This window comes from Prevotella sp. Sow4_E9_plate, assembly GCF_052116205.1.
GTDB lineage: Bacteria > Bacteroidota > Bacteroidia > Bacteroidales > Bacteroidaceae > Prevotella.
Map to the genome: position 1 here is coordinate 57,076 of NZ_JBQKLN010000008.1, position 26,970 is coordinate 84,045.

Consider the following 26,970-nt stretch of genomic DNA (forward strand, 5'->3'; position numbering starts at 1 on the left):
CGATATTCATTTTATATTTTATTTCAATTTCTCGATTTGTTCCTGGGTTAGTCCAGAATACTTCATGATCAGATTGATGTCAACACCATCTGCCAGCATATTTCTGGCAATATCTAGGGCTTTCTGGTTCATGCCTTTTTCCATACCCTCCGCAAGACCTTCTTGCTTCGCCGTATCAATAGAGTTCTTGATATCCCGGTATGCCATCTTACTTGCTTCATACTCCCTCAGTTCCTGAGGTGTGAACTTAGCAATCTCGGCTTCCTCAAAGAGACGGTAGAAAACCTTGTCGCACAGCTCCTTAGGGCGTTGGGTAAGCTTATAGAGGTTCTTCAGTGCATATAGCCATTTATCATACAATGTCTCCAGTTCATCCAAACTCTTGTTGAACTTGGCAATCTCTACATAGATAAACTCCAGCTTATCGTAGAAAATCTTGTGGGTAGCGGTATCGCACAACTGTACATGATGGTGAATCTTCTCCTTGTCGAAGGCATCCTCATTCATGTAGAAGTTGAGCAGCGCAACAGTATAGACATGATTGAGCTTGAAATCCCATTCACTCCCCTTTGATGCCTGCTCGCGAATCGGGAAAGTGGAGTAGAAGAGAGAGCGGTCCTTGAAATACGTCTGGTAGGCATTCTGCATTTCTACGATGAACTTCTCGCCGCTTTCTCCTTCGCAATACACGTCGGAGATTGCTTTGCGGTCGGTATAAACATCACCGACGTGCTCCGGGTTCAGATACGACACGTCCTTCACAACCTGTCTGCCATTAAACAAGCTGTTGAGAAAGCAGATGAGCAAATCTTTGTTCATTGCCGTTCCAAAAATGCGCTTGAAGCCGAAATCGGTCAGCAAGCTGATGTATCGTTCTTCTACCTGTTTCATACGATATTCAATTTATATTATATGCAAAGATAAACTTAATATTTGTAACATCCAAACTTTTAGGCTGTTTTTTAAGAAGATATAGTTTAAATTGTTTCTGTGGACAAGAGGCCCTCTGTTTTTTGCTTTTATTGAAGAAATTGTCAAGGAATCCTCGGTTTGCCCTGAAGTCATCTTCATATCTGAAGCTGCAATAGCTTTATTGGAAAATTTGTATAAAATAGTTTAATTTATAACGGTTATTGCAACATTTAATGTATATTTGCAATAAAATTCGGCGAATTTATGAAACTAAACAAGATTAATGATGTCTTAAGCAATAATAGGGTTATGGCAAATGGAATCATAAAGACCTCCGATAGCATAGAGGACTTATTTAGTAAGGTATCTGGTCTTATAGAACAGGCAAGATCTTATGTGAAGACTTCAGTCAATACTACTGAGGTCTATACCAAGTATTATATTGGTAAATATGGAGTATGAACAAAGTGGGAATGTTCGTGCAGAATATGGGAAGCGGGTCTTGCAAGAATTATCCAAGAGTTTGACTGTGCGGTTTGGGGTGGGTTGGTCATATCCTAATCTCCGCAATATTAGGCAGTTCTATATAGTATATGCCAAAAGGCTAAATAGTGGTTATCCTTTTGATGTCAAAAATGCTAACCAGTGGTTAGCAAATTCAAAAAGAACTATTATGTAGATTTGGTTTTCTATAATAGATTGCTACAGTGCTATGTTCTTATTGATTTGAAGACAGATAAGCTTTCTCATCAAGACCTAGGACAGATGCAGATGTATGTCAACTATTACGACCGCTTTGTAAAACAGGATTTTGAAAAGCCAACCATTGGCATATTACTTTGTGAGAGCAAGAATGATGCACTTGTAGAATTGACTTTGCCAAAAGACTCTCATGTCTATGCTTCGGCATATCAATTATACTTGCCAGATAAAGCTTTGTTGCAAGCTAAGGTTAGGGAATGGATTGCAGAGTTTGAGGAAAACAACATCGAATAATATTTTTAATTTGTGAGACAGCGTCTCACAAATTTGCCACTAAGTTTGTAAAGAATTAAAGAATCTACAAAATTTAAGGAGTTATTTGATGAGTGCAGCAAGATAATTTAAGCCTGAATAGGGTTGATAGAAAGAAATCATCCTATCCAGGCTTAATTTTTATCTTCTTCTTCCTCTGCCTTCGTTTCTTCCCTGATTTCCACGACTGCCTCCACGCTCGTTTTTGTCACCGCTGTTATAACGGTTCTTGCGATTGTGGTTGTCGTTATCGAAATTAGGATTGAAACTCTTTTTCTTCTTATCCTTGAAGAAACCGGCATTTGGGTCTTTCTGATTACGGAGTTCGGCTCTTGCTGCTGCTACCGCATCGCGGATGTTTGCATTCGTGGGTTTGCCTGACTTGAGAGATTTTCCATTGTTAAGGTATTTCTCTTCGTCATAGCAACCCACGTTGCCGTAACCCTTTGGCGCAAAGCGGTCTGAAGTATTTCTTCCACGACCTCTGCCAGCGTTTGCTTCTGGAACATTTCTGCCGGCTCCACGCTTGCCTTTAGCTCCTCTGCCAACCCCCGGATTATCATAGGTAGAACCAATTGCCTTGTCATCGTAATTGGTTTTCTTTCCCTTGTATCCGCGGTCAAAACTCTTCTTGTCGTAGAGCTTGTCGATGAGGTCGGCTCTGCCGATGCGGCGAAGTTCACTTTCGATGGCACGGCGCTCCTCTGGCTTATACCAGAAGAAGAACATGCGCTGGGCAAGCTTTTCCTTCTGCGTCTTGGCACTGAATACTGGTTCCAATGTATATGGATCATATCCCGTGTACCAGGTTTCCGTAGATATTGTCATTGGGGTAGGAGTGAAGTCCTGCACCTGCTCCAGATGGAAGTCGAGACCCTTGGTGATGACCGCCAGTTCCGCCATATCCTCCTCATGACAGCCCGGATGCGAACTGATGAAGTATGGAATGATCTGCTGGTTGAGTCCTTCTTCCTTGTTGATCTTGTCGAAGATGCGCTTGAACTCGTAGAACAAGTCGAACGATGGTTTGCGCATGAACTTCAGAACCTCTGGACTGGTATGTTCCGGTGCTACCTTCAATCGGCCGCTCACGTGCTTGGTAATCAGTTCGCGGGTATATTCCCTTGCTGCCTGGTTTACCTTCTCGTCCTTGCTCTTGTGCAGGAGCAGGTCGTAGCGCACACCACTACCAATGAAGCTCTTCTTGATGCCTGGCAGGGCATCTACGGCATGGTAAATCTCCAGCAGCTTGCTGTGGTCGGTATTCAGGTTCGGACAAATCTGTGGGTTCACACATGATGGTCGCTTGCATACCTCGCAAGCTTTCTGGTTCTTGCCGTGCATGCCATACATATTGGCAGAAGGACCGCCCAGGTCGCTCAGATATCCCTTGAAATCTGGCATTTCGATAATTTTCTTTACCTCTTTCAGGATACTCTCCTTGCTTCGGCAAACCACGAACTTGCCCTGATGCGCTGAAATGGTACAGAACGAGCAACCGCCGAAGCAGCCGCGATGCAGGTTTACGGAGAACTTGATCATCTCGTATGCCGGAATGGTCTTGCCTTTGTACTTAGGATGAGGCAGACGGGTATAAGGCAGGTCGAAGGCGGCATCCAGTTCCTCGGTGGTCATCAGCGGGAACGGTGGATTCACCACCACATACTTGCCGTCGGTCTCCTGAATCATGCGCTGAGCATGCATCTTGTTGGCTTCTTCCTCCAGATGGCGCACGTTCTCTGCCTGTCCCTTCTTGTTGTGAAGGCACTCCTCATGACTGTGCAGGATGATGTCATCGTCCTTGAATCCGCCCGGAATGTCCTTCTCCTTGCAGTAGAAAGCCACCTGCGGCATCTCGTGAATCTGGTCCATGGTCTTGCCTTCGGCGAAGGCGTTGGCAAGTTCCACGATAGAGCGTTCGCCCATGCCGTAGAGAATGAGGTCGGCACCCGAATCGCAGAGGATACACTTGCGCAGCTCATCCTTCCAGTAGTCGTAGTGGCTGATGCGGCGCAACGAAGCCTCAATACCGCCCAGTGCCACAGGTACATCGGGATAGAGTTTCTTCAGTATCTGGGTATAGACGATAGACGGATAGTCGGGGCGCATGTCGTGACGGGAGTCGGGGCTGAAAGCATCTTCGCTGCGCATTCGGCGGTTTGCCGTGTAGCGATTCACCATCGAGTCCATAGCTCCCGGAGATACACCGAAGAAGAGGCGAGGACGACCGAGCTTCTTGAAGTCACGGAAGTCGCCATGCCAGTCGGGCTGTGGAACGATGGCTACACGATAGCCGTTTGCCTCCAGGATTCTTCCGAGGATAGCAGCCCCGAAGGATGGGTGGTCTACGTAGGCATCTCCCGAAAAGAGGATGACGTCCAGTTCATCCCATCCTCTGAGTTCGCACTCCTTCTTGGTGGTTGGCAGGAAGTCTGTTAACTTATAATCCATTCAAAATTATTTAATCATTTACTGCATCAGGTTCTGCTCCTGCAGCTTCTTCTGCTGCCTTCTTGTCCTTCCAGTCTACGTAGAGCAATACGAGATTGTGGAGACCGAGAGCCTTCATGTTCTGATGGTAGATTACGTCGAGGCAGAGGTCGAGCAACGCCTTGTCCTTGATGTCGCTGCTCTCCAGGAGAGAACGAACATTGAACTTCAACTTGTCGAGTACTTCCTCGTCGATGATACCATTGCTATCTACGAGGTTGCGGAGCAACTGATACTTGTCAATAGTCTCTAAATGCTGGTCGCTCACTTCGATAGAGCGTGTGCCAGACTGGTTTGCTTGAATTTTATACATATTCTTTTTTACTTTGAACATTGAACCTTGAACTTTGAACTTTATGATTTGCAAAGTTTGCTCAAATTGTTATTATTATGTTTATTCTTTTATTCTCCTATTCCGTTAAGAATTTGATTATTCTGTCAGGAACTTGAGGATTCCCAGCATGATGCCGTTGCGGGTTTTCTCATCGATGATACATTCCAATGGAAATCCCATGACGAAGGTTCGATAGCTGGAACTCTTGTATGCTACGGCTGCACTGGCACCTGAAGTATATTGCATCGCTGTGAAGGCTTTCTGCACTGCAGGATTTAATATCTCAGGATGGGTGGTGGCGTAGTGGCGATCGTTCAACTGACTGTAATAGTTGAACTCCATCCCCATGCCTGCCACACTATCCGTAGTATACACGATACTATCTCGTTCCGTGATGGTGGAATCTTCCGGGTTGATGTCCTGTACGATGAATCTGGTGCCCGTAGGCTCATAATTCACCTTGAGAATGTCATTCATGAAGGTTTGCTCCTCTTCAGTCTGCATGTCGCTTCCGTTATACGAACCGCTGATGAGCATCTTGCCTCCACTGAGTGCATAATAGGTGATGCGTTTCTGCAGGGCAGGGGTGAAAGTCTTGTAATATTCACGGGTATAACCATCATTTCGCTCCAGACCGTTGATAAGGTCTACTGCCTGATAGTTTTCCATCCTAACCTTGCCATTGGCGACTGCTTCGCTGGAACAGCTGGCAATGTTGTATTTGTTTGCCAAAGCGATGCTCCGTGCATGGCTTACTACATAGTTGAAATCATTGCCTGCCACAAACTTTCCTATCATCTCATTGCCGCAATAACCTAGTCCGTTGGTGGTTTCCTGTCCCATCCTGTTAATATCGAAGCTGGTCTGCTTTCCGCTCCATCCGGCTGTGAGTCCATAGCTGACACCTGGGTCTTTGTCGAAGTCGAAACCTTGGATAGAATCATTGTCTTCTACTTGTGGTGAAGCGAGACGATGGAAGTTGTTGACAACCAATACCGACTTCGTAGCTGTTGGATTGTAGAGTGCCGAGAGCGTTTCGGTTGGGAAGCTCTCGCCACCAGCGTTAAGGGCAGCCACCTTGAAACTATATAGTTTGCCTGGTTCCATCTTGATTTGACAGTTGGGACGTCTTACAACGGTTCCGTTGTCAAAACCTCCCTTGCCTTCAGCCTTATATACGATATATCGGGTAGGGCGTGCAGATGGTTCGATGGAATCGAGCTGTGGAGTCCAGGAAAGATTTGCAAAATTATCATCCAGTTCTACGCTGAAGTTCTTGGGAGCCAGTGGCTGAACCACGTATGGCTTGTCATGATTGCTGTTTATATATCTCAAGATGGTCTTGTAGATAGACCGGGCTATGGCAAATTTTCCCATTGGGTCCTGTGCGATACGCATGTCCGGGAAACTCTGATGAGAGAGCATCTCAAGGATGGCTGAAGGAACCTCGGGCAGGCGAGTCTCCGAATAGTTGCGGTCCCATAGATAGCGCTTGCCAAACTCGCCATAGATAGCGCTGATATCTGTTACCAGATTATCACGTAGTGCTCTGGCAAAATCCTTGGAAGCCATTCTGGATACACCGCTGTTCAGCATATCATCGTTGAAATCGGTGGTGCAGATAGAGAGTGCGCCCCAGGTTGACTTACCGTCCCTGTTATATCCAGCATCGCTATGTAGTGCCAGCGAGAGTTCGATAGGAACATTTTTTCCTTCCAAAGCAGGCATGTATACACTGCCGCCACCCAGCCAGTTGGTCATCAGAGAGCGGGTGTTGATGTCATCTGCATAGTCGTTCTTGCCTTCTCTTCCACTGTAAACCTTGTAGGGTGCTCCGGCCCACTGAGCGTAATATCTCGCTCCTTCCAGGCAGCGGGGCAGTTCGCTCAGATTGCCTTCGCGTTCTATATTGCCCATACCGCCACCAAAGCGTACGGCATCTGTGGTTACAATGCCTCTCTTGGAAGACTGGTTGGTACATACCACCCGGTTGAATTCATTGCATCCACGGTCGAAATCGAAGGTGCCGAGGTATACCCAGGTTCCACCACCCATCTTCTGGTTGACGGTGAATTCTGTTTTTTCTCCCTTATGATAGACGATGTATCTTGCATCGCTCACGCTCTTGGGTACCGTCTGGTAACTGACATAAACCGCATATTTTCCTTCTTCAGGGAAACGGGGCTGATAGATGACCTGGCTGAATTTCTTCCGCTTGGTAGCTTTGGCTTTTCTTGCCGTACCCATGCGGAAAGGATTCTCGCCATCGCTGTATACGTTCTGCTTGTTGGCAAAGCCTACAGAGTCGCAATTGGTCCATTTCCTGCCGGTAGCCAATTCCTTGTAGCATACTGATTTTTCTGCATCATCGTTGTCTACAATGATTTCGTTCTTTTGCCAGTCTCTTTCGCGGGGCGTAAATACCACGGCACCTGCATTTTGCAACATTGGGATGAGATAAGGCACCACAATGGTTTGGGTGAAGAGGTCTTCCGTTGTACAAAAGAGGTTGGGGCGTTGCCATTTCCAACGGCGGAGATCATTGCAATAATAGCGGCCGTGGGAAGCCCATAAAGAGATATGCCGGTTTGACAGACCTGCTGTTGGGAAATAAGGACGGGAGGCATTGAATACCCATGGGTCGTCATCGTAATCTATACCTTCCCAAGCCAGGCTGTTGCCTTCATCGTAGGTAGCAAAAGACGATTTGCCGTTAGCTTGGAATATAATTCCGGTAGCCAACAGCAAACTGCTTACTAAACAATATGTTATATGTTGATGTTTCACTTTTCTTTTTAACCCTCTTTTTTTAGTCTACTTCGCCAACGGTGAACTTCTCAGGCTTCTTGCCTTTAAAGTCCTTGAAGTAGAGTTTTATCTCGCGCATGTCTTTATCTACATCTCCAGAAGGAATGACGACTTTGTTGCACTGGATAAGGCGACGCTGGAAGTCAACCCCGTAGAGATAGATAGGCAGACCAGCCTTGAGGGCAATGAAGTAAAAGCCCTTTTTCCAGTCTGGATTCAGTGAGCGGGTGCCCTCTGGAGTAATGCAAAGTCCAAAGCTTTCGCGCTTCTTGGCTTCTTCTGCAAGGTTGTCGGTCATGCTGGTGTGCTTGCTGCGCCAAACCGGAATGCCTCCCATTCTGCGGAAGATGGGACCTAGAGGCCAGAAAAACCATTCTTTCTTCATGAGGAAATTGCACTTCATACCCTCTGCGTGTTCGAACAGCTGACCGAGAATCAAATCCCAGTTGCTGGTATGAGGAGCTAAGCAGATGATATACTTTTCAGGAAGTTCGAAGGCTACATCCTTTTTCCATCCCAAACGCTTGTACAATACCCACTGACAGATGTTTCTTATCATTATTTTTTATGTTATATATAAAAATAGGTGAAAAGAGGAGTCTTGGAAAGAAACTCCTCTTATTCCCTTATTTCTTTTAATTCTTTTCTCTTTCTGACGTGTCGCTATCCCAAATTAGCGATTTGATTCACCACTTCGCTTACCTGCTTGTTGAAATCCTTAATCAAGTTCTGGTAATAGACGCCAGCCTTGATGCCAGGTTCCGGGTGAGAAACTCGGCTGATGAAATCGTTGTTAATCATCACCACTGAAGACAGAATTCCATCTACGTCTTCCTGACTCGGTTTGCTGTTATACAAGGAGGCAGCTACAGTCTCAGCGAAAAGCTCGCTGGTGATGTAGTTAATAGTGCGTTTTAAATCTCTTTTGTTAGCCATATTATAATCTTTTAGTTAATAAATGATTCGAAATATTGGTCAAAGATAATCATTTTCTTTGTAAATCCAATATTTTTTCAGAAAAAATCTTCTTATTAACGCATTTTTAGCATTTTTCTTTCCGTATCTCGCAGAAAAACCTTAAATTTGCAGTGTTTTTGAAGTTTCAACTAATTAAATATTAATAAAAGAATTATGGAAAAAAGTGCATTGCAGATTGCAAGAGCTGCTTATCAGCCAAAGTTGCCAAAGGCGCTTCAGGGTCCTGTTAAGGCAGTTGAGGGTGCAGCAACTCAGTCAGTAGGTAACCAGGAAGAAATCAAGGCTCTCTTCCCTAACACATACGGTATGCCTGTTATTACTTTCGAGGCTGGCGAGGCTCAGGAACTCCCTGCTTTCAACGTAGGTGTTATCCTTTCTGGCGGTCAGGCTCCTGGCGGTCACAACGTTATCTCTGGTCTTTTCGACGGCGTGAAGTCTCTCAACCCAGCTAACAAGCTCTATGGCTTCATCCTCGGTCCTGGTGGTCTCGTTGATCACAAGTATATGGAGATTACTTCTGAGCTCATGGACGAGTACCGCAACACTGGTGGTTTCGATATCATCGGTTCTGGCCGTACCAAGTTGGAGAAGGAAGACCAGTTTGAGAAGGGTATCGAGATTCTCCGTGAACTCGGTATCAAGGCGCTCGTTATCATCGGTGGTGACGATTCTAACACCAATGCTTGCGTTCTCGCTGAGTACTATGCTGCCAAGAAGTATGGCGTTCAGGTAATCGGTTGTCCTAAGACTATCGACGGTGACTTGAAGAACGAGCAGATTGAGACTTCTTTCGGTTTCGATACAGCATGTAAGACATATTCTGAGCTCATCGGTAACATCGAGCGCGACTGTAACTCTGCACGTAAGTACTGGCACTTCATCAAGTTGATGGGTCGTTCAGCTTCTCACATCGCTCTTGAGTGCGCACTCCAGACTCAGCCAAACATCTGTTTGATTTCTGAGGAGGTAGAGGCTAAGGAAATGTCACTCGATGATGTTGTTACTTATATTGCAACTGCAGTAGCTAACCGTGCTGCTGAGGGCAACAACTTCGGTACTGTTCTCATCCCAGAGGGCTTGATCGAGTTCATCCCAGCTATCAAGAAGCTTATCGCAGAATTGAACGAGGTTCTTACAGACCCTGCAACAGGCGAGAGCCGTGAGTTTGCAAGTGCTGAGGAGCAGATTGCATTCGTTAAGGGTGCCATCGCTAAGGACAACCTCGCTGTATTGGAGTCTTTGCCAGCTGACGTAGCTCGCCAGCTCTGCCTCGACCGTGACCCTCACGGAAACGTACAGGTTTCTCTCATCGAGACAGAGAAGTTGCTCTCTCGTATGGTAGCTGAGAAGTTGGCTGCTTGGAAGAAGGAGGGTAAGTTCGTAGGTAAGTTCTCAGCTCAGCACCACTTCTTCGGTTACGAGGGACGTTGCGCAGCTCCTTCTAACTACGATGCAGACTACTGCTACTCACTCGGTTTCAACGCATCTCGCCTCATCGCTAACGGCAAGACTGGTTACATGTCAATCATCAAGAACACAACAGCTCCTGCTGCTGAGTGGATTGCTGGTGGTGTGCCTATCACAATGATGATGAACATCGAGCGTCGTAACGGTGCCAACAAGCCAGTAATCCGCAAGGCTCTCGTAGAGCTCGACGGTGCTCCATTCAAGTTCTTCGCTTCTAAGCGTGAGCAGTGGGCTAAGGAGACAGCTTTTGTATATCCAGGTCCTATCCAGTACTGGGGTCCATCTGAGGTTTGCGACCAGACCACAAAGACTCTCCAGTTGGAGCAGGCTAAGTAAGAAATATGTTTCTGATGATTCAGGAATAAACATTCTTATATAGGTGCTAGATTCTTCTAGCCGACCTTTAGGGAGGGGATGTCTTGCCGTAGGCTGTATAGCCATGCATGCACCTCCTCCCTCTTTTTTATATATAATTCATTATCATGGTAAACAAACAAACTAGCAACAACAACAAATGTGGTGGAGCGAAGAAAACTTCTTCTTCCCCGGTCAGAACCACGGCGAAGCGACCTGCCCGTAGACGTAGGTCCAGACGTTCGTCGGGGCTTTGGAGCCGTTATCCCCGTTGGGCTTGGTGGATTGGCGGAATAGCAGTTGTTGTACTGTATGTTTTTTTGTTTTACCATTTCTTCGTAGGTCCTACCGGTTTTAGATGGCGTGCGCTTTATGGTGATGAGGTATATCCTGAAGGATATGAAATTCATGGCATAGATATCTCTCATTATCAGGGAGATATAGATTGGGAGCAGCTTAAGAATGCAATGATTAAGGGATGCCCTGTGCGTTTTGTCATCATTAAGAGCACTGAGGGCTCCAGCAGGTTGGATGAGAATTTCCGTTCTAATTTCAATCAGGCTCGCGATTTTGGTTTTATCCGTGGTGTATATCATTTCTGGAGCAATAAATCTACGGCTCGTGAACAGGCTTATTATTTCCTGCAGCAAGTGCATCTTACCGATGGAGATTTGCCGCCGGTGCTTGACATCGAGCACAAACCGGATGATAAGAGCGTGGAGGATTTTCAGCGTGATGTACTTACGTGGTTGCATATCGTAGAAGACAGGTATCATGTGAAGCCTATCATCTATACTTATTATAAGTTTAAGGAGCAATACCTAAGTGCGCCGGTTTTTGATGATTATCCTTATTGGATAGCCCATTATTATGTGGACAAGGTGCAATACAAGGGCAAATGGAAGTTCTGGCAGCATACGGATGCTGGTAAGTTGCCTGGCATCAAGGGATATGTAGATTTTGATATCTACAATGGAAGTTATTACGACTTGAAGCAATTGTGCATAGGAAGTAATAACAATGAGAAAATATTTAACGAGTGACGGAATGTGTAAGGTGTAATTCATCATGTACAATGAAAAATGTACTTTATGAATTACACCTTATATTTTTACTGTTGATAGGGTAATCTGACGCTCTGGCTTTTCTATTCCCCAAGTACTAGGCAAGCCCAGTTGTTGTCAACATGACGGTTGGTTTCGTGAAGTCCAAGCTCTGCAGCATTTTCCAGCAAAACAGGAATGTCCTCTTCGTAGAATCCGCTGAGTATCAGAGAGCCACCAATGTTCATGACGCTGCGGAACAGTTTCATGTCTTCAAGCAGGATGTTGCGGTTGATGTTTGCCATCACTACATCAAATACGCCGCTGACATGGTTGAGAACGCTGCTGTTTCCGAAGAATACTTCCATATTGTCAACGCCATTGAGGACAGCATTATGTTTGGCATTTTCAACGCTCCATTCGTCGATGTCATATCCTACAACATCTTTGGCTCCTAGTTTGGAAGAGGTGAGTCCCAAAATGCCGGTTCCGGTACCGCAATCCAGAATGCGTTTGGTCTTGATAGGCATCTGGAGCAATTGCGAGATAATCATACGGGTAGTCTCATGATTTCCTGTGCCAAAGGCAAGTTTTGCTTCAATACCTATCTCGATGATGTCCGGACGGTTACTTGTGTCTGGATAGAGTTCTGGATGCTTGGCATCGTATATAACAACTTGGTCGTCCACAAAAATAGGAGCGAATCCTTGTTCCTCCCATTCCTGATTCCAGTCTTTGTCCTCGGCATCCTGGATGTCATAGGTGATTTGGGTATCCATGATAGGAAAATCAGAGATATAGGCATCAAGCGCCTCCTTATCGAAAAGGTCTTTCTGTACGTATGCCTCCATGCCTGTTTCCGTTTCCTCGAACGATTCAAATCCAGCCTCGGCAGCTCCGTCGGCAAGGAGGTCGCGAGCTGCTTCCATCAGGTCGGGAGCGGTCTCAATATTGAATGATGCTACTAAGTATTTCATGCCTTTTTATGTGTATAAATGTTGAAAAACGTTTGAATTCATTTAATTTTTCTGCAAAATTATAAAAAATAGGGGAAATCCTACCATTATTTAGGGTTTTTCTGTACTTTTGCAGTAAGATATGCAATATTTTTGCATTATGATTATTATATTTATATAAATAATAACCCCAAATGGAGTAAAAACTCCATATCAAAATAGGAGAATAGTAAAATGAAAAAGATGTATCTTCTAGCAGTCCTCATGGCAGCAACCATGCCTTTTACGGCAATGGCGCAGGACGATGACCTCTACTTCAATCCAAAGAAAGAGGCCAAGAAGCAAGCTGAGCATCGTGCGCAATTACAGCGTGCTTATGCCGAGCAGAAAGCACGTAGAGACAGTATATATGCCTTGTACTGGAGTGGAAGCAACCGAAGCGTGGATGAATATAATCGCGGTGGTAGATTCTTGAGTCATTATGAGAATGTAGGGAAAGATTCCCTGGGTAATGATATCATCCAGTTTCATGTAGGAAAGGGTGTTGCTCCTGACAGTATCTATGATGATGCTTATTTTGCACAGAAATATGCTGACCCGGAAGAAGACTTCAGCCGTACTCGGGAAATGAGCCGTTGGGATGGATATTATAATCCTTGGTTCTATGACTATTACGGCTATGGTCCTTATTACTGGCGCAGCCGTATGTGGGGATGGCACAACCCTTGGCGTTACGGATATTATGCCGGCTGGTATGATCCTTGGTTTGACCCTTGGTACGATCCATGGTATTATAGCTATGCTGGTTGGTATGGTGGCTGGTACAGCCCATGGTACTATGGCTGGGGTGGATATTATAACCCATGGTATTGGGGTGGTCCGATGATAGGTCATGTAAGTTATGGCGGATTTGCTGGCAACAAGCGTTATAACAACCCGGGCCGTATCGATGGTTCTAATCATCGGTTTACTGGCATTGCTGGTAATAATCGCAATACTTATTCGCGCCGAAGTGGATCTAATCGCAGCTTTGGTCAGCGCCAGAATAACGGCAACTACAACTACAACAATAACAACTCTTCTTGGGGTAGTCGCGGCAATTCAGGCTTTGGTAACAGTGGCGGCAGCTTCGGAGGTGGTAGCTTCAGTGGCGGTGGCCGTTCCGGTGGCGGTAGCTTCGGTGGCGGTGGCGGTCACTCTGGTGGCGGCAGCTTCGGTGGAAGAAGATAAAATGATAACAATAATTAGTATTTGAGAAGATTATGAATAATTTAAAACATATATTCTTTGCCAGTATGCTCATGGCTAGCATGACTGCTGCTGCGCAAGAAACTTATCAGGACGCTAAGTTGGCTGCACCCCAGCTTACCGGTACTGCCCGCTATGTGGGTATGGGTGGTGCTATGGAAGCTTTGGGTGCCGATATTTCCACTATCAGCAGTAACCCTGCTGGTGTTGGTCTTTTCCGTAGAAGTCAAGTGACTCTTACTGCAGGAGTTATTGCTCAGACAGACGCAGAGAATTATACGGAATACAATGCTTCTACTATTACCTTTAATGGTAAGAAGAGTCATCCTACCTTTGACCAGGTGGGTATCGTATGGAGTCCGAAAAACAAAGGTACCAATTGGCTGAATCTGGCTTTCAATTATCATAAGAGTGCTGATTTTGGACAAATTCTGAATGCTGCCGGAGCATTGAAGGATGTTTCTCTTAATAAGATAACCGCAGCTAAGAATTTCAAGGAGTATGCGGGGTGGACCAGTCAGGACGCCAACCTTGGTGGGTATAAGGATAATTCAGGAAACTATCAGCCTGGTTTGTTTACTGTTCCTACCGATGGTGGCTTGGCTTATGCTGAGGCTAATCAGTATTTGTTTGGTCAGTATCAGCATGGTTATATCGGTACCTATGATTTCAATATCAGTGGATCGCTTAATAATCAGGTTTGGCTGGGTCTGACCATCGGTCTTCATGACGTTCATTACAACAGCAATTCCTTTTATTCCGAAAACTTCGTTGACGGCAATATAATGGATTCTTTTGAACAGCTGAAGATTACAGGTACTGGATTTGATGTGAAGGCAGGTGTTATCTTCCGTCCTGTCAAGGATTCTCCTTTCCGTATTGGTGCTTATTTCAATAGCCCTATCTTCTATGATCTTACGGTTAGTGGTGATAATGATATTAGTATTTGGGGAAACAATGATCCTGCTACCTATGAGGAAAAAGATGGAAGTCAGCAGCCTTGTTATGTCAAGGGTGATAGAGGTCAGAGTATAGATTATGATTTCCGTCTCAATACACCATGGAAGGTGGGTGCCAGCTTGGGCCATACAGTAAGTAATTATCTGGCTCTTGGTGCAACTTATGAGTATGCATGGTACGACCATATGGACAACCGTGTAAAAGATGGCGGTTATTATGATGCTTATTGGGGAGAGTATTATGAGAGCAGTAGCAGTGACGAGGCTATGAATAACGATACCCGATTGAATCTGCAAGGTGTAAGCACCTTGAAGTTGGGTGCAGAGATCAAGCCTGTTGACATGTTGTCTGTCCGATTGGGTTATAATTACGTATCGCCAATGTATAAGGATAATGCCTTGCGTGATCAGACATTTGATAGCAATGGTGTTTATATAGCTTCTTCTGCCGATTATACCAACTGGAAGGCGATGAATCGTTTCACTTTGGGTGTAGGTTTCAATTACCAGAATCTGGCTATAGATGTAGCTTATCAGTATTCTACTCAGAAGGGAGATTTCTATCCATTCGAAAGTTTCTCAGATATGGGTTGTTCTGTTAAGGCTACTCAGGTAGAGAATAATCGTCATCAATTATTGATGACAGTAGGCTATAAGTTTTAAAAAATGTAAAATTTAGAGATATTTTGGACGAACCGATAAAAAATAGTATAATTTATTTGGTTGTTTCAAATATTTGTTCTATCTTTGCATTGCGATTAGGATAAGAGACGGTTCTTATCCGGTGTTTAAATTACAAAAGACTTTTGAGGTCTCTCTATGTAGAGGTTCTCATAAGAAAATGATATTAGTTTTTTTAGTGGTTAATTTAGTTTTAGTAAGTATGTGATAGGATCTGTTGTGAAACAGGTCCTATTTTTTTTGTTGCTGGTAGTCATGTATGTATATAGTGAAAGCAGCGGGGTGAAGTGAGGGGATGATATAAAACAAAAAAGCGTTTCCTTTTTGGAAACGCTTCTCTTTGTACACCCTTAGGGATTCGAACCCTAGACCCACTGATTAAGAGTCAGTTGCTCTACCAACTGAGCTAAGGGTGCAACTTTTAATGATTGCTTGTGTAATCAAAAGAAGTGATTCCGCAAGGATTCAAACCTTGAACCTCTTGATCCGTAGTCAAGTGCTCTATTCAGTTGAGCTACGGAACCATTCATATTGATTCTTAAGTAGGGCTGACTATTGAAGTGATTCCGCAAGGATTCAAACCTTGAACCTCTTGATCCGTAGTCAAGTGCTCTATTCAGTTGAGCTACGGAACCATTTCTTTAGCTTATTCTCAAGTTGTACACCCTTAGGGATTCGAACCCTAGACCCACTGATTAAGAGTCAGTTGCTCTACCAACTGAGCTAAGGGTGCATCTTCTTGATAGCCTCATTTCTGAATTGCGAGTGCAAAGGTACTACATTTTTTTGATTCCACCAAATTTTTTCGCAACTTTTTTCTATTTTTTTTTATTTTCTTTCTTGGTGAAGGTACCCAGCAGGTGTCTACAACCCTTATGATTGACCCCTGACAGTCGGTAGGTGCCGGAAGGTAATGTACTGATATTTACCTGGTTATTGTTAATGAAGTATCTCTTGATTACCGTTCCTTGGAGCGTTTCAACCTCTGCAATCTTTGCATCCATTATTTTTGTAGTTTCTCCGAGGATTATCTTGTTGTCGTTGCAAACTAAGATTTTGGCTGCACCATAATGTTGGTGATTTCTTAGGATGTCGGCCTGATATTCTTGGGTTGCAGTGCTCTCTATGCCATATCCATCAGCAGAAGTGACGGCAAAATAGAGAGGATGTTCATCGGTATCTACATTTCCGGTGATGCTGATATGGGTTCCTTGATGTCGTGCAGCTATCAGATTACGGGCATCAGTGATGTCTACGGGGTAGGTTCTACTCGCATATACATTATTATATATATAAGGTGTAGTGATTTTGCTGCCATCCGTATATGTATTTACATTGCTCCATGATAAGCATAACTTTTCGCCAGCCTTAGCAACTTTGAACTGTTGAGGCTGTGAAGGCTGTTTGTTGCTTGCCCATGTCATCGGTGGAACGAGTGCAGGATATGGATTAAACTGAGTCGTGAAATCCAGGATGCCTTGTCTGTTGTCGAGCAGGAATTTGTTGCGGAAGAATGCGTAGCCCATTCCCAGGTTGCGGGTATGCTGCATTTCTGCCGTGATGTCTTTGATATTCCATTTGCCTTCACGTGGGTCAAGGAAGTAGATACCAAGACCTGGAACCACAATCTTGCCGTGGCTCTGTTCCTGCCAGTCGATAGCAAAAGGATAGAAATGCTCATCTCTAAAGTACATCATAGGGAAGAGTTCATCCATCAAGCCATCCCGTAACCAGCCTTGCGCATCTTGGCAAACTTTGGTGTTGGCATTCCAGCCGTGGCTCCAATATCTGCTCAAGTCATCATATTTACCCACAGGTGAACAGCTCATCTTGATCCAGGGTTTCTGTGATTTGACTGCGTCGTTGATCTTTTGTACGATATTGGTTATATACCGTCTGCCTTGTTCTCTGCTTACCTTGATGTTCCAGGTTTCTGGATAACGGATATAATCTAGGTGGATTCCATCTACATTATATCTGTTAGAGATTTCTCGGCATATTTGAGCAAGATAGTTTCCTGTACGACAGTCTTCTGGATTCATGTAGCCGTCGGCACCAATTTTGCGAATCAGGCCGGGAAACTTGGTTCGGAGTTTTTTGCAACCCAATGCATTCCATTTACCGACAGGGATAGTTACTATCCAAGCGTGAAGTTCCATGCCACGTTTGTGACATTCGTCGATGGCAAACTGTAATGCATCGTAGCCTGGACTTCTGCCGGGAAATCCGGAAAGGCAACCATCCCATGGCTCGTAGTCGGAGGGATATATCATGGTTCCTCTTATGCGGGTTTGCAGAAGCACGGTGTTGATATGTGCTTTTTGCAGGCGGTCAAGGATAGAACGAAGCTCTTGCTTCTGTTTCTCTGCTGATAGAGATGACTGAGCGTATGAATGCGGCCAGTCTATGCCGCCGATAGTGGTGAGCCATACGGCACGCACTTCGTGCTTGGGAGCTTGGTCGTTGAATACGATGCTAGTTGCTTTTTGTGTAGGTTCCTTGTATGTGTAGCTCTGTGCTTTTGAAGGCAAAACAGAGCACAAAAGGAAGAAAAATATCTTAATTCTGTGCATAATCTTACAATTTGGCAACAAAGATACTGATATTTTTCCGTATTTCAAATAAAAATAGTACTTTTGCCACTGAATAATTAAAAAACATGTGATTTAATCACAAAATAGGAGAGAATTTTAAAAAAAATACAAGAAAATGGTCAGTTTTATCATTAGTTTAGTGGCTCTTGTTTTGGGCTACATGCTTTATGGAAAATTTGTGGCGAGAGTGTTCGGTCCTGATGACCGCCCTACGCCAGCAGTGACCAAAGCCGATGGTGTCGACTTCATGGTGCTGCCAAGTTGGAAAATCTTTATGATTCAGTTCCTCAATATTGCGGGAACGGGACCAATTTTTGGAGCCATCATGGGTGCCTGGTACGGACCGGTGGCTTATCTGTGGATCATCTTCGGCTGTATCTTTGCAGGAGCCATGCACGATTATATGAGTGGTATGCTCAGTATCCGTAATGGCGGTGCTGGATTGCCGGAGTTGGTGGGCAAGTATCTCGGCGGAACCACCAAGAAGGTGATGCTGGTATTCTCTGTATTGCTTTTGATGATGGTGGGTGCTGTATTTGTGTACAGCCCTGCTGTGATATTGAAAGATATATGGGGCAGTCAGATGATGTGGATATTGGTTATCTTCCTTTATTATATCATAGCAACATTGTTGCCTATTGATAAGATTATCGGTAAGGTATATCCTCTCTTCGCTTTTTCGCTTCTGTTTATGGCAGGAGCGTTGATGATCGGTTTGTTCTTGAAATGGCCTACATTGCCAGAACTTTGGAGCAATTTGAGTGATTCCAATCTGAACGAGAATCCGGCATGGTTGGGTGCCGAGGGATATATGGCTGTCAATCCGTTGTTCCCTTGCCTCTTCATTACCATTGCATGCGGTGCCATCAGTGGTTTCCATGCAACACAGAGTCCGTTGATGGCTCGTTGTATGAAGAATGAGAAGATGGGACGTCCTATATTCTATGGAGCGATGATTACAGAGGGTATTGTTGCTGTGATTTGGGCTACCGTTTCCATGTACTTCTTCTATTATGGAGGATGGCGTGAATGCGTATCTCCTGAGGTGGCTCAGGAGTTTATTGCGCAGGCTGATGGAGGTAAGTCTCTCCTTCAGAATTTCACAGCTCCGCAAGTGGTAAAGCTGGTTTGCTCCAGTTGGCTTGGTGTAGCTGGTGGTATCCTTGCACTGTTGGGAGTTGTAGCCGCTCCTATCACGAGTGGTGATACAGCTTTGAGAAGTGCACGCCTTATCATTGCTGAGTTTATCGGATTGGAACAGCGCTCTATGCGTAAGCGATTATATGTATGCATACCATTGTTTGCTGCTACAGTGGGCATTCTGGTATGGCAGATGGAGAATCCGGATGGATTCAATATCATTTGGCAGTATTTCGGATGGGCCAATCAGACTTTGTCTGTGTTCACTCTTTGGACTATAACTGTTTATCTGGTACAGCAGAAGAAACCGTTTATTATCACCTTGGTACCTGCCCTGTTTATGACAGTGGTTTGCTCTACCTTCCTGTTGATATCTCCACAGGCGTTAGGACTTGATGGTACTCTCGGCTATTCGGGTTGTGTCATTATCCTGGTGGTAGCATTGGTGTGGTTCTTCTCTTGGTTTAAGAAAAGAAATAAATAATATTAACTAATACACATTATTATGCGTATAAAAAAAATAGCTGTTGTGGCATTGGGTCTGATGGTATCTGTTGGAGCTCATGCCCAGTTTGAAAGTGGAAAACAATATTGTGGTGCGTCATTGACGGGCTTGAATTTGAGTTATAATGGCTCAGAGGAACTCAGCCTTGGTATTCAGGCTAAGGCTGGTTATTTTTTCGAAGACGATATGATGCTTCTGGCACAGGCTGAGTATAAGCATTCTGGCTTGGAGGGCGTGAAGGATTATTGGGCCTTGGGCGCTCAGGGCAGATATTATATAGAGCAGAATGGTATTTATCTGGGGGCTGGCATGAAGTTGATTCATACCGGCAGTTATAATGATGTGATGCCTGGTGTTGAGGTAGGATATGCATTCTTCGTGAGTAAGCAGGTTACCATAGAACCTGCAGTGTATTATGATCAGAGTTTTAAGAATCATTCCGATTATTCTACTGTAGGCGTGAAGGTCGGAATAGGTATTTATTTGTAATAGAATATGCAGCAACAGTTTTCATCGGCATTGCTGGAGAAGGCGGTGGCTGAGTTTGCTAAGCTACCGGGCGTAGGGCGTAAGACCGCCTTGCGCCTTGTGCTTTTTATGCTCCGCCAGAGTGGGGAAGAGGTTGAACAGTTTGTCAATTCTATCTCCAAAATGAAGCGTGAAGTAAAGTATTGTCGCATATGCCATAATATCAGCGATACGGATGTATGTCCAATCTGCTCTGATTCACGTCGGGATACTACTACGGTTTGTGTGGTAGAGAATGTGCAGGATGTATTGGCAGTAGAAAATACACAGCAGTTCCATGGTCTCTATCATGTGTTGGGAGGGATTATTTCACCGATGGATGGTATTGGACCTTCTGATATAGAAATAGAATCATTGGTGCAGCGTGTGGCAGCTGGAGGTATCAAGGAAGTAATCTTTGCGTTGAGCAGTACAATGGAGGGTGATACCACCAATTTCTACATCTCCCGTAAACTTGCTGATTTTCCGGTGAAACTATCGGTTATCGCCCGTGGTATCTCTGTGGGTGATGAATTGGAATACACGGATGAGGTTACCCTGGGTAGAAGCATTCTCAATCGTACTCCTTTCGAAAGATAGCTATATATAAAAGGTAATCAAATATTAAACTCTACATATTTAAATAATAATGAATATCAAACAAGTACAACGAATATTATTGACCAACTTCTTCTTTATGGTTGTTGTCACTTTGCTGTTGGTAGGTCTTTATGAGACGGAAATTCTTACTCCTACTGATATGGCATCCGATGCAACCTTGATGTTTGTCATTCTCACCATGATGGAGTTGGTAACCATTGTGGCTATTCCTGTTGCGTTGAAAATGTTCAGTTTGAAGGCTGTCCACCGTAAGTTGGTGGCTCGTAAGGGTGATGCGCTTTTGCCTTGGGGTACAGCGCGTCTTAATATGCTTTGTCTGCCGATGTTGATCAATACTTTCATGTATTATCAGACCATGTCACCGGCTTTTGGCTATATGGCAATTATTCTTTTCCTTTGTCTTTTCTTTGTTTATCCTAGCATTGGCAGATGTGAGGCTGAGGTTAGTGAAGATTGAACGCTTGATTTATGAAATTATCTGTTATTATTGTCAGCTATAATGTCAAGTACTATATAGATCAATGTTTACGTTCTGTACTGAAGGCCATTGATATGGTGGATGTGGAACGCAAAGGAAATCAGGTGGAAATAATTGTTGTGGATAATCATTCTACCGATGGGTCTGTGAAATATCTTGAAAAGCGCTATCCAAAGAACCTGTATCCTATGCTGAAGATTGTGAGCAGTGTGCATAATCTGGGCTTCGCCCGTGCCAACAACATTGCCATTCGTCAGAGCAAGGGCGCGTATGTTCTCTTGTTGAATCCTGATACAATCGTAGGTGAACATGTTCTTGAGGAATGTCTTGGCTTTATGGATGCTCATTCTGATGCTGGTGCTTTGGGGGTGAGAATGATTGGTGCTAATGGGCAGGTGGCGATGGAAAGCAGGCGTGGCTTGCCTTCTCCGATGGTAGCTTTTTATAAGATGATGGGCTTTTGTGCCCGCTGGCCAAAGAGCAAGGTGTTTGGCCGTTATTATATGGGTTATCTTCCTTGGAATGAACCTGCCCAAATCGATGTTGTGAGTGGGGCTTTCTGCATGTTGCGCCGTCAGGCTATAGAGAAAGTGGGATTGCTTGATGAGGATTTCTTTATGTATGGTGAGGATATCGATCTTTCTTATCGTATATTAAAGGGCGGTTTTCATAATTACTATTTGCCTGTAGATATCTTGCATTATAAGGGTGAGAGTACAGAAAAGTCAAGTTTCAGATATGTGCATGTCTTTTATGAGGCAATGCTTATCTTCTTTCGCAAGCATTATTCGGGTATGTCTCTCTTGTTGAGTATTCCTATCAAGATTGCCATTTACGCCAAAGCTTCTGTGGCGTTAGTAAGGATGCTCTCGAAAAGAATGCGTAAGAGTTTGGGATTTTTCTCTCCATCCCAGAGAGATGATTCCCAATATTTGTTATTCGATGCTGATGAGATGAATTATGAGGATATGTTCCGCCATCTTAAGGAAAAGTCGGATGAGCAGGTGAAATTAGCCATTTATACCAAGAGCATTGGCAAGGTTATAACTGATAGATGTGTCGTGGATAAGGAAGAAATGCCATATCTATAATGGATAAGTGTAATCTTGATATATAATTAATGTACGCGCGTACAATATTTATATATAAATCAAAAAGTCATTACTGTATGAATGAAATGAATGGTAAAGGTAGTAAACCTTTGGTTTATTTGCGAGCTTTGGAGATGGAGGATCTTGAGTTTCTCTATGAAGTGGAAAATGATAGAAGTTTGTGGGGAGTAGGGTGTACCAATGTACCTTACTCTCGCCAAATGCTGATAGATTATATAGCCAGTGCTTCGGCAGATATTTATGCTGATCGCCAGATGCGCCTTATTATAGAGAATGGACAGCATGAAACGGTGGGTATGGTAGACCTGATAAATTTTGATCCGCGTCATCTTCGTGCTGAAATCGGCATTGTTATCAAGGATGAAGTTCGTGGAAAAGGATATGCTCAAGAAGCAATTCGCCAATTATTGGTATATTCTAAAGAAATTTTACACCTTCATCAGTTGTATGCCATTGTCTCTACCAAAAATGAGAAGGCTGTGAAAATGTTACATTCTGTAGGGTTCGAGGGGAGTAAAATGCTCAAAGAATGGCTATTTGAGGGTGATTTCTACGTAGATGCCTATCTTTTTCAATGTTTTTTGTAAAAAAGTTGCAGAAAAATTTGGTGGAGTCAAATATTTGTAGTACCTTTGCAACCGCAAATGAAAAATGAGCGTTTAGCAATTCAATTTGATTTAATTGGTGCGTTAGTTCAGTTGGTTAGAATGCCTGCCTGTCACGCAGGAGGTCACGAGTTCGAGTCTCGTACGCACCGCTTAATCATTTGTCTTCTAAGCCACTTGTTTGGTGCGTTAGTTCAGTTGGTTAGAATGCCTGCCTGTCACGCAGGAGGTCACGAGTTCGAGTCTCGTACGCACCGCAAACATTTTAAATTTGAATCCTCCATAAGCATTATGGTGCGTTAGTTCAGTTGGTTAGAATGCCTGCCTGTCACGCAGGAGGTCACGAGTTCGAGTCTCGTACGCACCGCAGAAACCTTCGAGAAGTGATTCTCGGAGGTTTTTTGTTTTTATACCCCCTGCTTCTCTCCATTCTTCACTCTTCACTCTTCACTTTCTTTCTGTATGTTATTTCTTTGTTAAGGTTTAGAAATAATTTTGATATTTCCTTAATTATCTGTATCTTTGCATCCATAAAGGGAATGTTTAAAATTCTCTGTTAAGGAATAATAGATATAAAAAGAGAGAAAGAAATGATTATTATCATCACAATTTTGGCATATTTCTGCGTGTTGTTGCTTTTCAGTCACATCACGGCAAGACGTGCCAGCAGTAATGAAACGTTTTATAGAGCTAACCGACGTTCGCCTTGGTATATGGTAGCCTTCGGTATGGTGGGTGCTTCCATCTCGGGTATTACCTTTGTCAGTGTGCCGGGCATGGTGATGAAGACCGATATGACCTATCTTCAGATGTGTCTTGGATTTATCGTGGGTTATTTTGCCGTAGGTTTCCTTTTGCTGCCTATCTATTATCGGTATAATCTCACTACCATTTATAGCTACTTGCAGCAGCGGTTGGGTGAGCGCTCATATAAGACGGGAGCTTCATTCTTCCTCTTGTCTAAGATGACTGGAGCCGCAGTTCGCTTCTTTGTGGTCTGTATCTTGTTGCAGCGGTTTGTGCTCGATGGGGTGGGTGTTCCGTTCTGGATAACGGTGCCTGTGATGGTGATGCTCATCTGGCTCTATACCCGAAAGGGTGGCATCAAGACTCTGGTGTGGACGGATTCCTTCCAGACCACCTGTATGTTTGCGGCGCTCATCCTGATTATCTATCAGGTGATGGCAGCCTTAGGCATGACGCCTTCTGAGGCTGTTTCGGCAATTGTTCAAGATAGTCATTCCCGCATCTTTGTCTTTGATGATTGGGTATCGAAGCAGAACTTCTGGAAACAATTTCTCAGTGGTGTGTTTGTGGTGATTGTGATGACAGGATTAGATCAGGACATGATGCAGAAGAATCTTACCTGCAAGTCGCTTCGAGAGGCACAGAAAGATGTTTGTACCTACGGCTTTGCCTTTGTGCCAGCCAATCTGCTTTTCTTGAGTCTGGGTGTACTGCTGATGATGCTGGCTCAGAAACAGGGAGTGGCTTTGCCATCTGCTCCTGATGATCTGCTGCCGATCTTTGCGGCATCAGGAGCGATGGGAACCTTGGTGGTTGTGCTCTTTACCATTGGTATTGTTGCTGCCAGTTTCTCCAGTGCCGACTCTGCACTGACTGCTATAACCACGAGTCTTTGTGTAGATATCCTGGGCAGGAAGGATGATGTGAAGCTCCGCAAGTGTATGCACTTGTTGGTTGCGGTGGTGTTCATGCTGTTCATCATCGCCTTCAAGGCCATCAACTCTACCAGCGTTATTGATGCCATCTACATTCTCTGCTCGTATACTTATGGACCATTGTTGGGATTGTTTGCCTTCAGTTTGCTTACAAGGCGACAGGTGAACGACCGGTGGTCACCATGGATTTGCATAGCCAGTCCGCTTATCTGTTTCGTCATCGATAACATGACCTCACAGCTTACAGGTTATAAGTTTGGTTACGAACTCTTGATGCTGAACGGTGGCTTGACCTTCGCCGGTCTAGCCTTGAGTAGTGCAAGCCAATTCAATATGAAACATAAACTATAAACATTATAAACAATGAAAACAAAAGTGTTATTCGCTGCATTGTTGCTCAGTGCAACAACAGCTTTTGCCCAGCAGGATAAGTTGGGCTCTGGTATTGACAAGGCCAATATGGACTTGAGCATCAAGCCAGGAAATGATTTCTATCGTTATGCCGCAGGCAACTGGATGAAGAACAATCCGCTTGATGCTGAGCATACTGATAATGGTGCTTTTACAGACCTCTTTGAGCAGAATCAGAAGCGCATTCAGGACATCATCCTTGAATATGCTTCCAAGCCACAGCAGAAGGGTTCGCTCGGACAAAAGATCGGTTCGCTCTACAACCTCCGTATGGACAGCGTTCGCCTGAACAAGGAGGGATGGGCACCTATCAAGCCAACTCTCGACCGTATCGCTGCCATCAAGGACCGCAGAGAGTATCAGTTGGTAACAGCTCAGCTCGATTTCCGTGGCGAGGGTACCATGATGTATGGTATCGGTGTTGGTGCCGACCTTCGTGATGCCGCCAACAACCTCGTTGAGGTAGGACAGGGCGGTATTGGTCTTGGTGTACGCGATTACTATGTAAACGATGACGAGCAGACCAAGAAGATCCGTGATGCATACAAGGCTTATATGAAGAAGCTCTTTCAGATGGTAGGCAACGACGAGGCTACAGCCCAGAAGAAGATGGAGGCTGTGATGGCCATCGAGACCCGCATCGCTAAGGCAAGCTATAGCCAGGTACAGCTCCGCGACATCGACAAGAACTATCACAAGATGACCTACAACCAGCTCGTGCTCGATTATCCTGGCATCGACTGGGGCAACGTGTTCCTGGCATCCGGTTTTCCTGCTTTCAAGGAAGTTTGTGTAGGTCAGCCTGAGCCAATCCACGAGGTTGAGAAGATTCTCGCAGAGACCTCTCTGGATGATTTGAAGACATACGCAGAGATTAAGGTGATTTCTGGTGCTACCAGTGTGTTGAGCGATGATTTCCGTGCCGTATCCTTCCAGTTGAGCAAGGTAATGAGCGGTGTTCAGCAGGACCGTCCTCGCTGGAAGCGTGCTGTAAGTACCGTGAGCGGCGTTTTGGGTGAGGCTATCGGAAAGATCTACGTAGAGAAGTACTTCCCTGAAAGCAGCAAGAAGCGTATGCTCGACCTCGTTCACAATCTCCAGACTGCGCTTTCTCAGCGCATCGATGAGGCTACATGGATGAGTGCTGCTACCAAGGCACAGGCTAAGGATAAGTTGGAGAACTTCATCATCAAGATCGGTTATCCTGACAAGTGGAAGGACTATAGCGGTTTGCAGGTAGATGACAGCCTCTCTCTCTACGAGAATATGGCAAACATCTCTGAGTTCTTTACCAAGGATGCCATTGCCCGTAAGGTGAACAAGCCGGTAGATAAGACAGAGTGGGGAATGACTCCTCAGACTATCAATGCTTATTACAACCCAACTACCAACGAGATCTGCTTCCCTGCAGCAATCCTGCAGCCTCCTTTCTTCGATCCAACAGCTGATGATGCGATGAATTATGGCGGTATCGGTGGTGTAATCGGTCATGAGATGAGCCACGGTTTTGACGATCAGGGTAGCCAGTTTGACAAGACTGGTAACCAGCACAACTGGTGGACCGCTGCAGATAAGAAGAACTTCGAGTCTCGCACCAAGATTCTGGTTGACCATTTCAACAAGATTGAGTTGGCTGGCAAGAAGGTAAACGGCCAGATGACCCTGGGTGAGAACATCGGTGACAATGGTGGTTTGAACATCGCTTTCCGTGCACTTCAGAATGTGATGAAGACAGAGAAGTTGGGTGTGAAGGATGGATTTACTCCAGAACAGCGCTTCTTCCTGGCATGGGCACGTGTATGGGCAGGCAATGCCCGTCCTGAGTACCTGCAGTATCTGATGACCGTGGATGTTCACTCTCCAAACGAGGCTCGTGTGAACGGTGCCCTCCCAATGGTGGATGCATGGTACAAGGCATTCAACATCAAGAAGGGCGACAAGCTCTTTGTTCCAAAGAACAAGCGTGCACATATCTGGTAAAAACATAAAAAAGTCTTGCAGGCACATTGGCTTGCAAGACTTTTTTTATGCTTGTTGCTTTCTTTGCAGAAAGTTTCGTATGCTATGCAGA

At 44.7% G+C, this 26,970-nt stretch carries 22 protein-coding genes and 7 tRNA genes; 17 read left to right on the top strand and 12 right to left on the bottom strand.

Translation table 11 applies throughout. The features are described from left to right. Positions 1–18 precede the first annotated feature (18 nt). On the bottom strand, positions 19–891 hold the full coding sequence (locus ACTQ53_RS04885; protein ID WP_441932266.1) for an Rpn family recombination-promoting nuclease/putative transposase: 873 nt from the start codon (positions 889–891) through the stop codon (positions 19–21). Between the two features lie 472 nt (positions 892–1,363). On the opposite strand from ACTQ53_RS04885, the gene ACTQ53_RS04890 reads away from it, so the two are divergent. Together ACTQ53_RS04890 and ACTQ53_RS04895 are read left to right on the top strand one after the other, a co-directional pair. Next, positions 1,364–1,591 (top strand): DUF1016 N-terminal domain-containing protein, encoded by a 228-nt coding sequence (locus tag ACTQ53_RS04890; protein ID WP_441932267.1) that lies wholly within the window; start codon positions 1,364–1,366, stop codon positions 1,589–1,591. Beyond that, positions 1,558–1,908, top strand: coding sequence for a PDDEXK nuclease domain-containing protein (locus ACTQ53_RS04895; RefSeq protein ID WP_299400569.1), 351 nt, complete (start codon positions 1,558–1,560; stop codon positions 1,906–1,908). The genes ACTQ53_RS04890 and ACTQ53_RS04895 overlap by 34 nt, the downstream gene beginning before the upstream one ends. Before the next feature lie 159 nt (positions 1,909–2,067). On the opposite strand, the gene ACTQ53_RS04900 is transcribed toward ACTQ53_RS04895, so the two are convergent. From ACTQ53_RS04900 to ACTQ53_RS04920, 5 genes are all read right to left on the bottom strand, one after another. Continuing rightward, positions 2,068–4,377 (bottom strand): YgiQ family radical SAM protein, encoded by a 2,310-nt coding sequence (locus tag ACTQ53_RS04900; RefSeq protein ID WP_441932268.1) that lies wholly within the window; start codon positions 4,375–4,377, stop codon positions 2,068–2,070. A 10-nt stretch (positions 4,378–4,387) separates the two neighbouring features. After that, positions 4,388–4,729 carry a hypothetical protein gene (locus ACTQ53_RS04905; protein WP_217761008.1) on the bottom strand — a complete coding sequence of 114 codons (342 nt, stop codon included), beginning with the start codon at positions 4,727–4,729 and terminating at the stop codon, positions 4,388–4,390. A 117-nt stretch (positions 4,730–4,846) separates the two neighbouring features. Next, positions 4,847–7,537 carry a golvesin C-terminal-like domain-containing protein gene (locus ACTQ53_RS04910; RefSeq protein WP_441932269.1) on the bottom strand — a complete coding sequence of 897 codons (2,691 nt, stop codon included), beginning with the start codon at positions 7,535–7,537 and terminating at the stop codon, positions 4,847–4,849. Between the two features lie 22 nt (positions 7,538–7,559). Beyond that, positions 7,560–8,117: a 1-acyl-sn-glycerol-3-phosphate acyltransferase gene (locus tag ACTQ53_RS04915; RefSeq protein ID WP_441932270.1), complete on the bottom strand. Its 558-nt coding sequence runs from the start codon at positions 8,115–8,117 to the stop codon at positions 7,560–7,562. Positions 8,118–8,221: 104 nt separating this feature from the next. After that, complete coding sequence (locus ACTQ53_RS04920) at positions 8,222–8,494, bottom strand: hypothetical protein (protein ID WP_441932271.1); 273 nt, start codon at positions 8,492–8,494, stop codon at positions 8,222–8,224. Positions 8,495–8,689: 195 nt separating this feature from the next. Here ACTQ53_RS04920 and ACTQ53_RS04925 point away from each other — a divergent pair, with 195 nt between their 5' ends. Both ACTQ53_RS04925 and ACTQ53_RS04930 read left to right on the top strand, forming a co-directional pair. Then, positions 8,690–10,339: a diphosphate--fructose-6-phosphate 1-phosphotransferase gene (locus tag ACTQ53_RS04925; protein WP_294967642.1), complete on the top strand. Its 1,650-nt coding sequence runs from the start codon at positions 8,690–8,692 to the stop codon at positions 10,337–10,339. Between the two features lie 146 nt (positions 10,340–10,485). After that, positions 10,486–11,400 carry a GH25 family lysozyme gene (locus ACTQ53_RS04930; RefSeq protein ID WP_294967640.1) on the top strand — a complete coding sequence of 305 codons (915 nt, stop codon included), beginning with the start codon at positions 10,486–10,488 and terminating at the stop codon, positions 11,398–11,400. Positions 11,401–11,504: 104 nt separating this feature from the next. Here ACTQ53_RS04930 and prmA read toward each other — a convergent pair whose 3' ends face one another. Beyond that, entirely contained in the window at positions 11,505–12,377 is an 873-nt protein-coding gene (gene prmA / locus ACTQ53_RS04935) for a 50S ribosomal protein L11 methyltransferase (protein ID WP_218416724.1), read from the bottom strand. A gap of 213 nt (positions 12,378–12,590) precedes the next feature. Between prmA and ACTQ53_RS04940 the strand changes: the two genes are divergently transcribed. Then, positions 12,591–13,586, top strand: a complete 996-nt coding sequence (locus ACTQ53_RS04940) for a hypothetical protein (RefSeq protein ID WP_441932272.1) — start codon at positions 12,591–12,593, stop codon at positions 13,584–13,586. A 32-nt stretch (positions 13,587–13,618) separates the two neighbouring features. After that, positions 13,619–15,226: a hemin receptor gene (locus ACTQ53_RS04945; protein ID WP_294967635.1), complete on the top strand. Its 1,608-nt coding sequence runs from the start codon at positions 13,619–13,621 to the stop codon at positions 15,224–15,226. Positions 15,227–15,587: 361 nt separating this feature from the next. On the opposite strand, the gene ACTQ53_RS04950 is transcribed toward ACTQ53_RS04945, so the two are convergent. The 5 genes from ACTQ53_RS04950 to ACTQ53_RS04970 all read right to left on the bottom strand — a co-directional run bounded on the left by ACTQ53_RS04950 (position 15,588) and on the right by ACTQ53_RS04970 (position 17,817). Next, a tRNA-Lys gene (locus ACTQ53_RS04950) sits at positions 15,588–15,660 on the bottom strand. A gap of 34 nt (positions 15,661–15,694) precedes the next feature. Further along, positions 15,695–15,768, bottom strand: a tRNA-Arg gene (locus ACTQ53_RS04955). 37 nt (positions 15,769–15,805) lie between these two features. Continuing rightward, positions 15,806–15,879, bottom strand: a tRNA-Arg gene (locus tag ACTQ53_RS04960). Positions 15,880–15,904: 25 nt separating this feature from the next. Continuing rightward, positions 15,905–15,977, bottom strand: a tRNA-Lys gene (locus ACTQ53_RS04965). An 85-nt stretch (positions 15,978–16,062) separates the two neighbouring features. Continuing rightward, complete coding sequence (locus ACTQ53_RS04970) at positions 16,063–17,817, bottom strand: family 10 glycosylhydrolase (protein WP_295347830.1); 1,755 nt, start codon at positions 17,815–17,817, stop codon at positions 16,063–16,065. A 136-nt stretch (positions 17,818–17,953) separates the two neighbouring features. On the opposite strand from ACTQ53_RS04970, the gene ACTQ53_RS04975 reads away from it, so the two are divergent. From ACTQ53_RS04975 to ACTQ53_RS05025, 11 genes are all read left to right on the top strand, one after another. Beyond that, complete coding sequence (locus ACTQ53_RS04975; RefSeq protein ID WP_294972400.1) at positions 17,954–19,462, top strand: carbon starvation CstA family protein; 1,509 nt, start codon at positions 17,954–17,956, stop codon at positions 19,460–19,462. A 21-nt stretch (positions 19,463–19,483) separates the two neighbouring features. Continuing rightward, positions 19,484–19,972 carry an outer membrane beta-barrel protein gene (locus tag ACTQ53_RS04980; RefSeq protein WP_217761001.1) on the top strand — a complete coding sequence of 163 codons (489 nt, stop codon included), beginning with the start codon at positions 19,484–19,486 and terminating at the stop codon, positions 19,970–19,972. 6 nt (positions 19,973–19,978) lie between these two features. Next, the gene (gene recR / locus ACTQ53_RS04985) at positions 19,979–20,590 is read left to right on the top strand and encodes a recombination mediator RecR (protein ID WP_294972398.1); all 612 of its coding nucleotides are present in this window, start codon (positions 19,979–19,981) and stop codon (positions 20,588–20,590) included. Positions 20,591–20,639: 49 nt separating this feature from the next. Beyond that, entirely contained in the window at positions 20,640–21,068 is a 429-nt protein-coding gene (locus ACTQ53_RS04990; RefSeq protein ID WP_441932274.1) for a hypothetical protein, read from the top strand. 11 nt (positions 21,069–21,079) lie between these two features. Next, positions 21,080–22,180 carry a glycosyltransferase family 2 protein gene (locus tag ACTQ53_RS04995; RefSeq protein ID WP_441932275.1) on the top strand — a complete coding sequence of 367 codons (1,101 nt, stop codon included), beginning with the start codon at positions 21,080–21,082 and terminating at the stop codon, positions 22,178–22,180. A gap of 77 nt (positions 22,181–22,257) precedes the next feature. Further along, positions 22,258–22,788: a GNAT family N-acetyltransferase gene (locus tag ACTQ53_RS05000; RefSeq protein WP_295347820.1), complete on the top strand. Its 531-nt coding sequence runs from the start codon at positions 22,258–22,260 to the stop codon at positions 22,786–22,788. A 96-nt stretch (positions 22,789–22,884) separates the two neighbouring features. Continuing rightward, positions 22,885–22,958, top strand: a tRNA-Asp gene (locus ACTQ53_RS05005). Positions 22,959–22,989: 31 nt separating this feature from the next. Beyond that, positions 22,990–23,063: transfer RNA gene (locus ACTQ53_RS05010), tRNA-Asp, on the top strand. A 36-nt stretch (positions 23,064–23,099) separates the two neighbouring features. Continuing rightward, positions 23,100–23,173 (top strand) — tRNA-Asp (locus ACTQ53_RS05015). Between the two features lie 223 nt (positions 23,174–23,396). Continuing rightward, on the top strand, positions 23,397–24,839 hold the full coding sequence (locus ACTQ53_RS05020; protein ID WP_441932276.1) for a sodium:solute symporter: 1,443 nt from the start codon (positions 23,397–23,399) through the stop codon (positions 24,837–24,839). 12 nt (positions 24,840–24,851) lie between these two features. Then, positions 24,852–26,879, top strand: a complete 2,028-nt coding sequence (locus ACTQ53_RS05025; RefSeq protein WP_441932278.1) for a M13 family metallopeptidase — start codon at positions 24,852–24,854, stop codon at positions 26,877–26,879. Positions 26,880–26,970 lie beyond the last annotated feature (91 nt).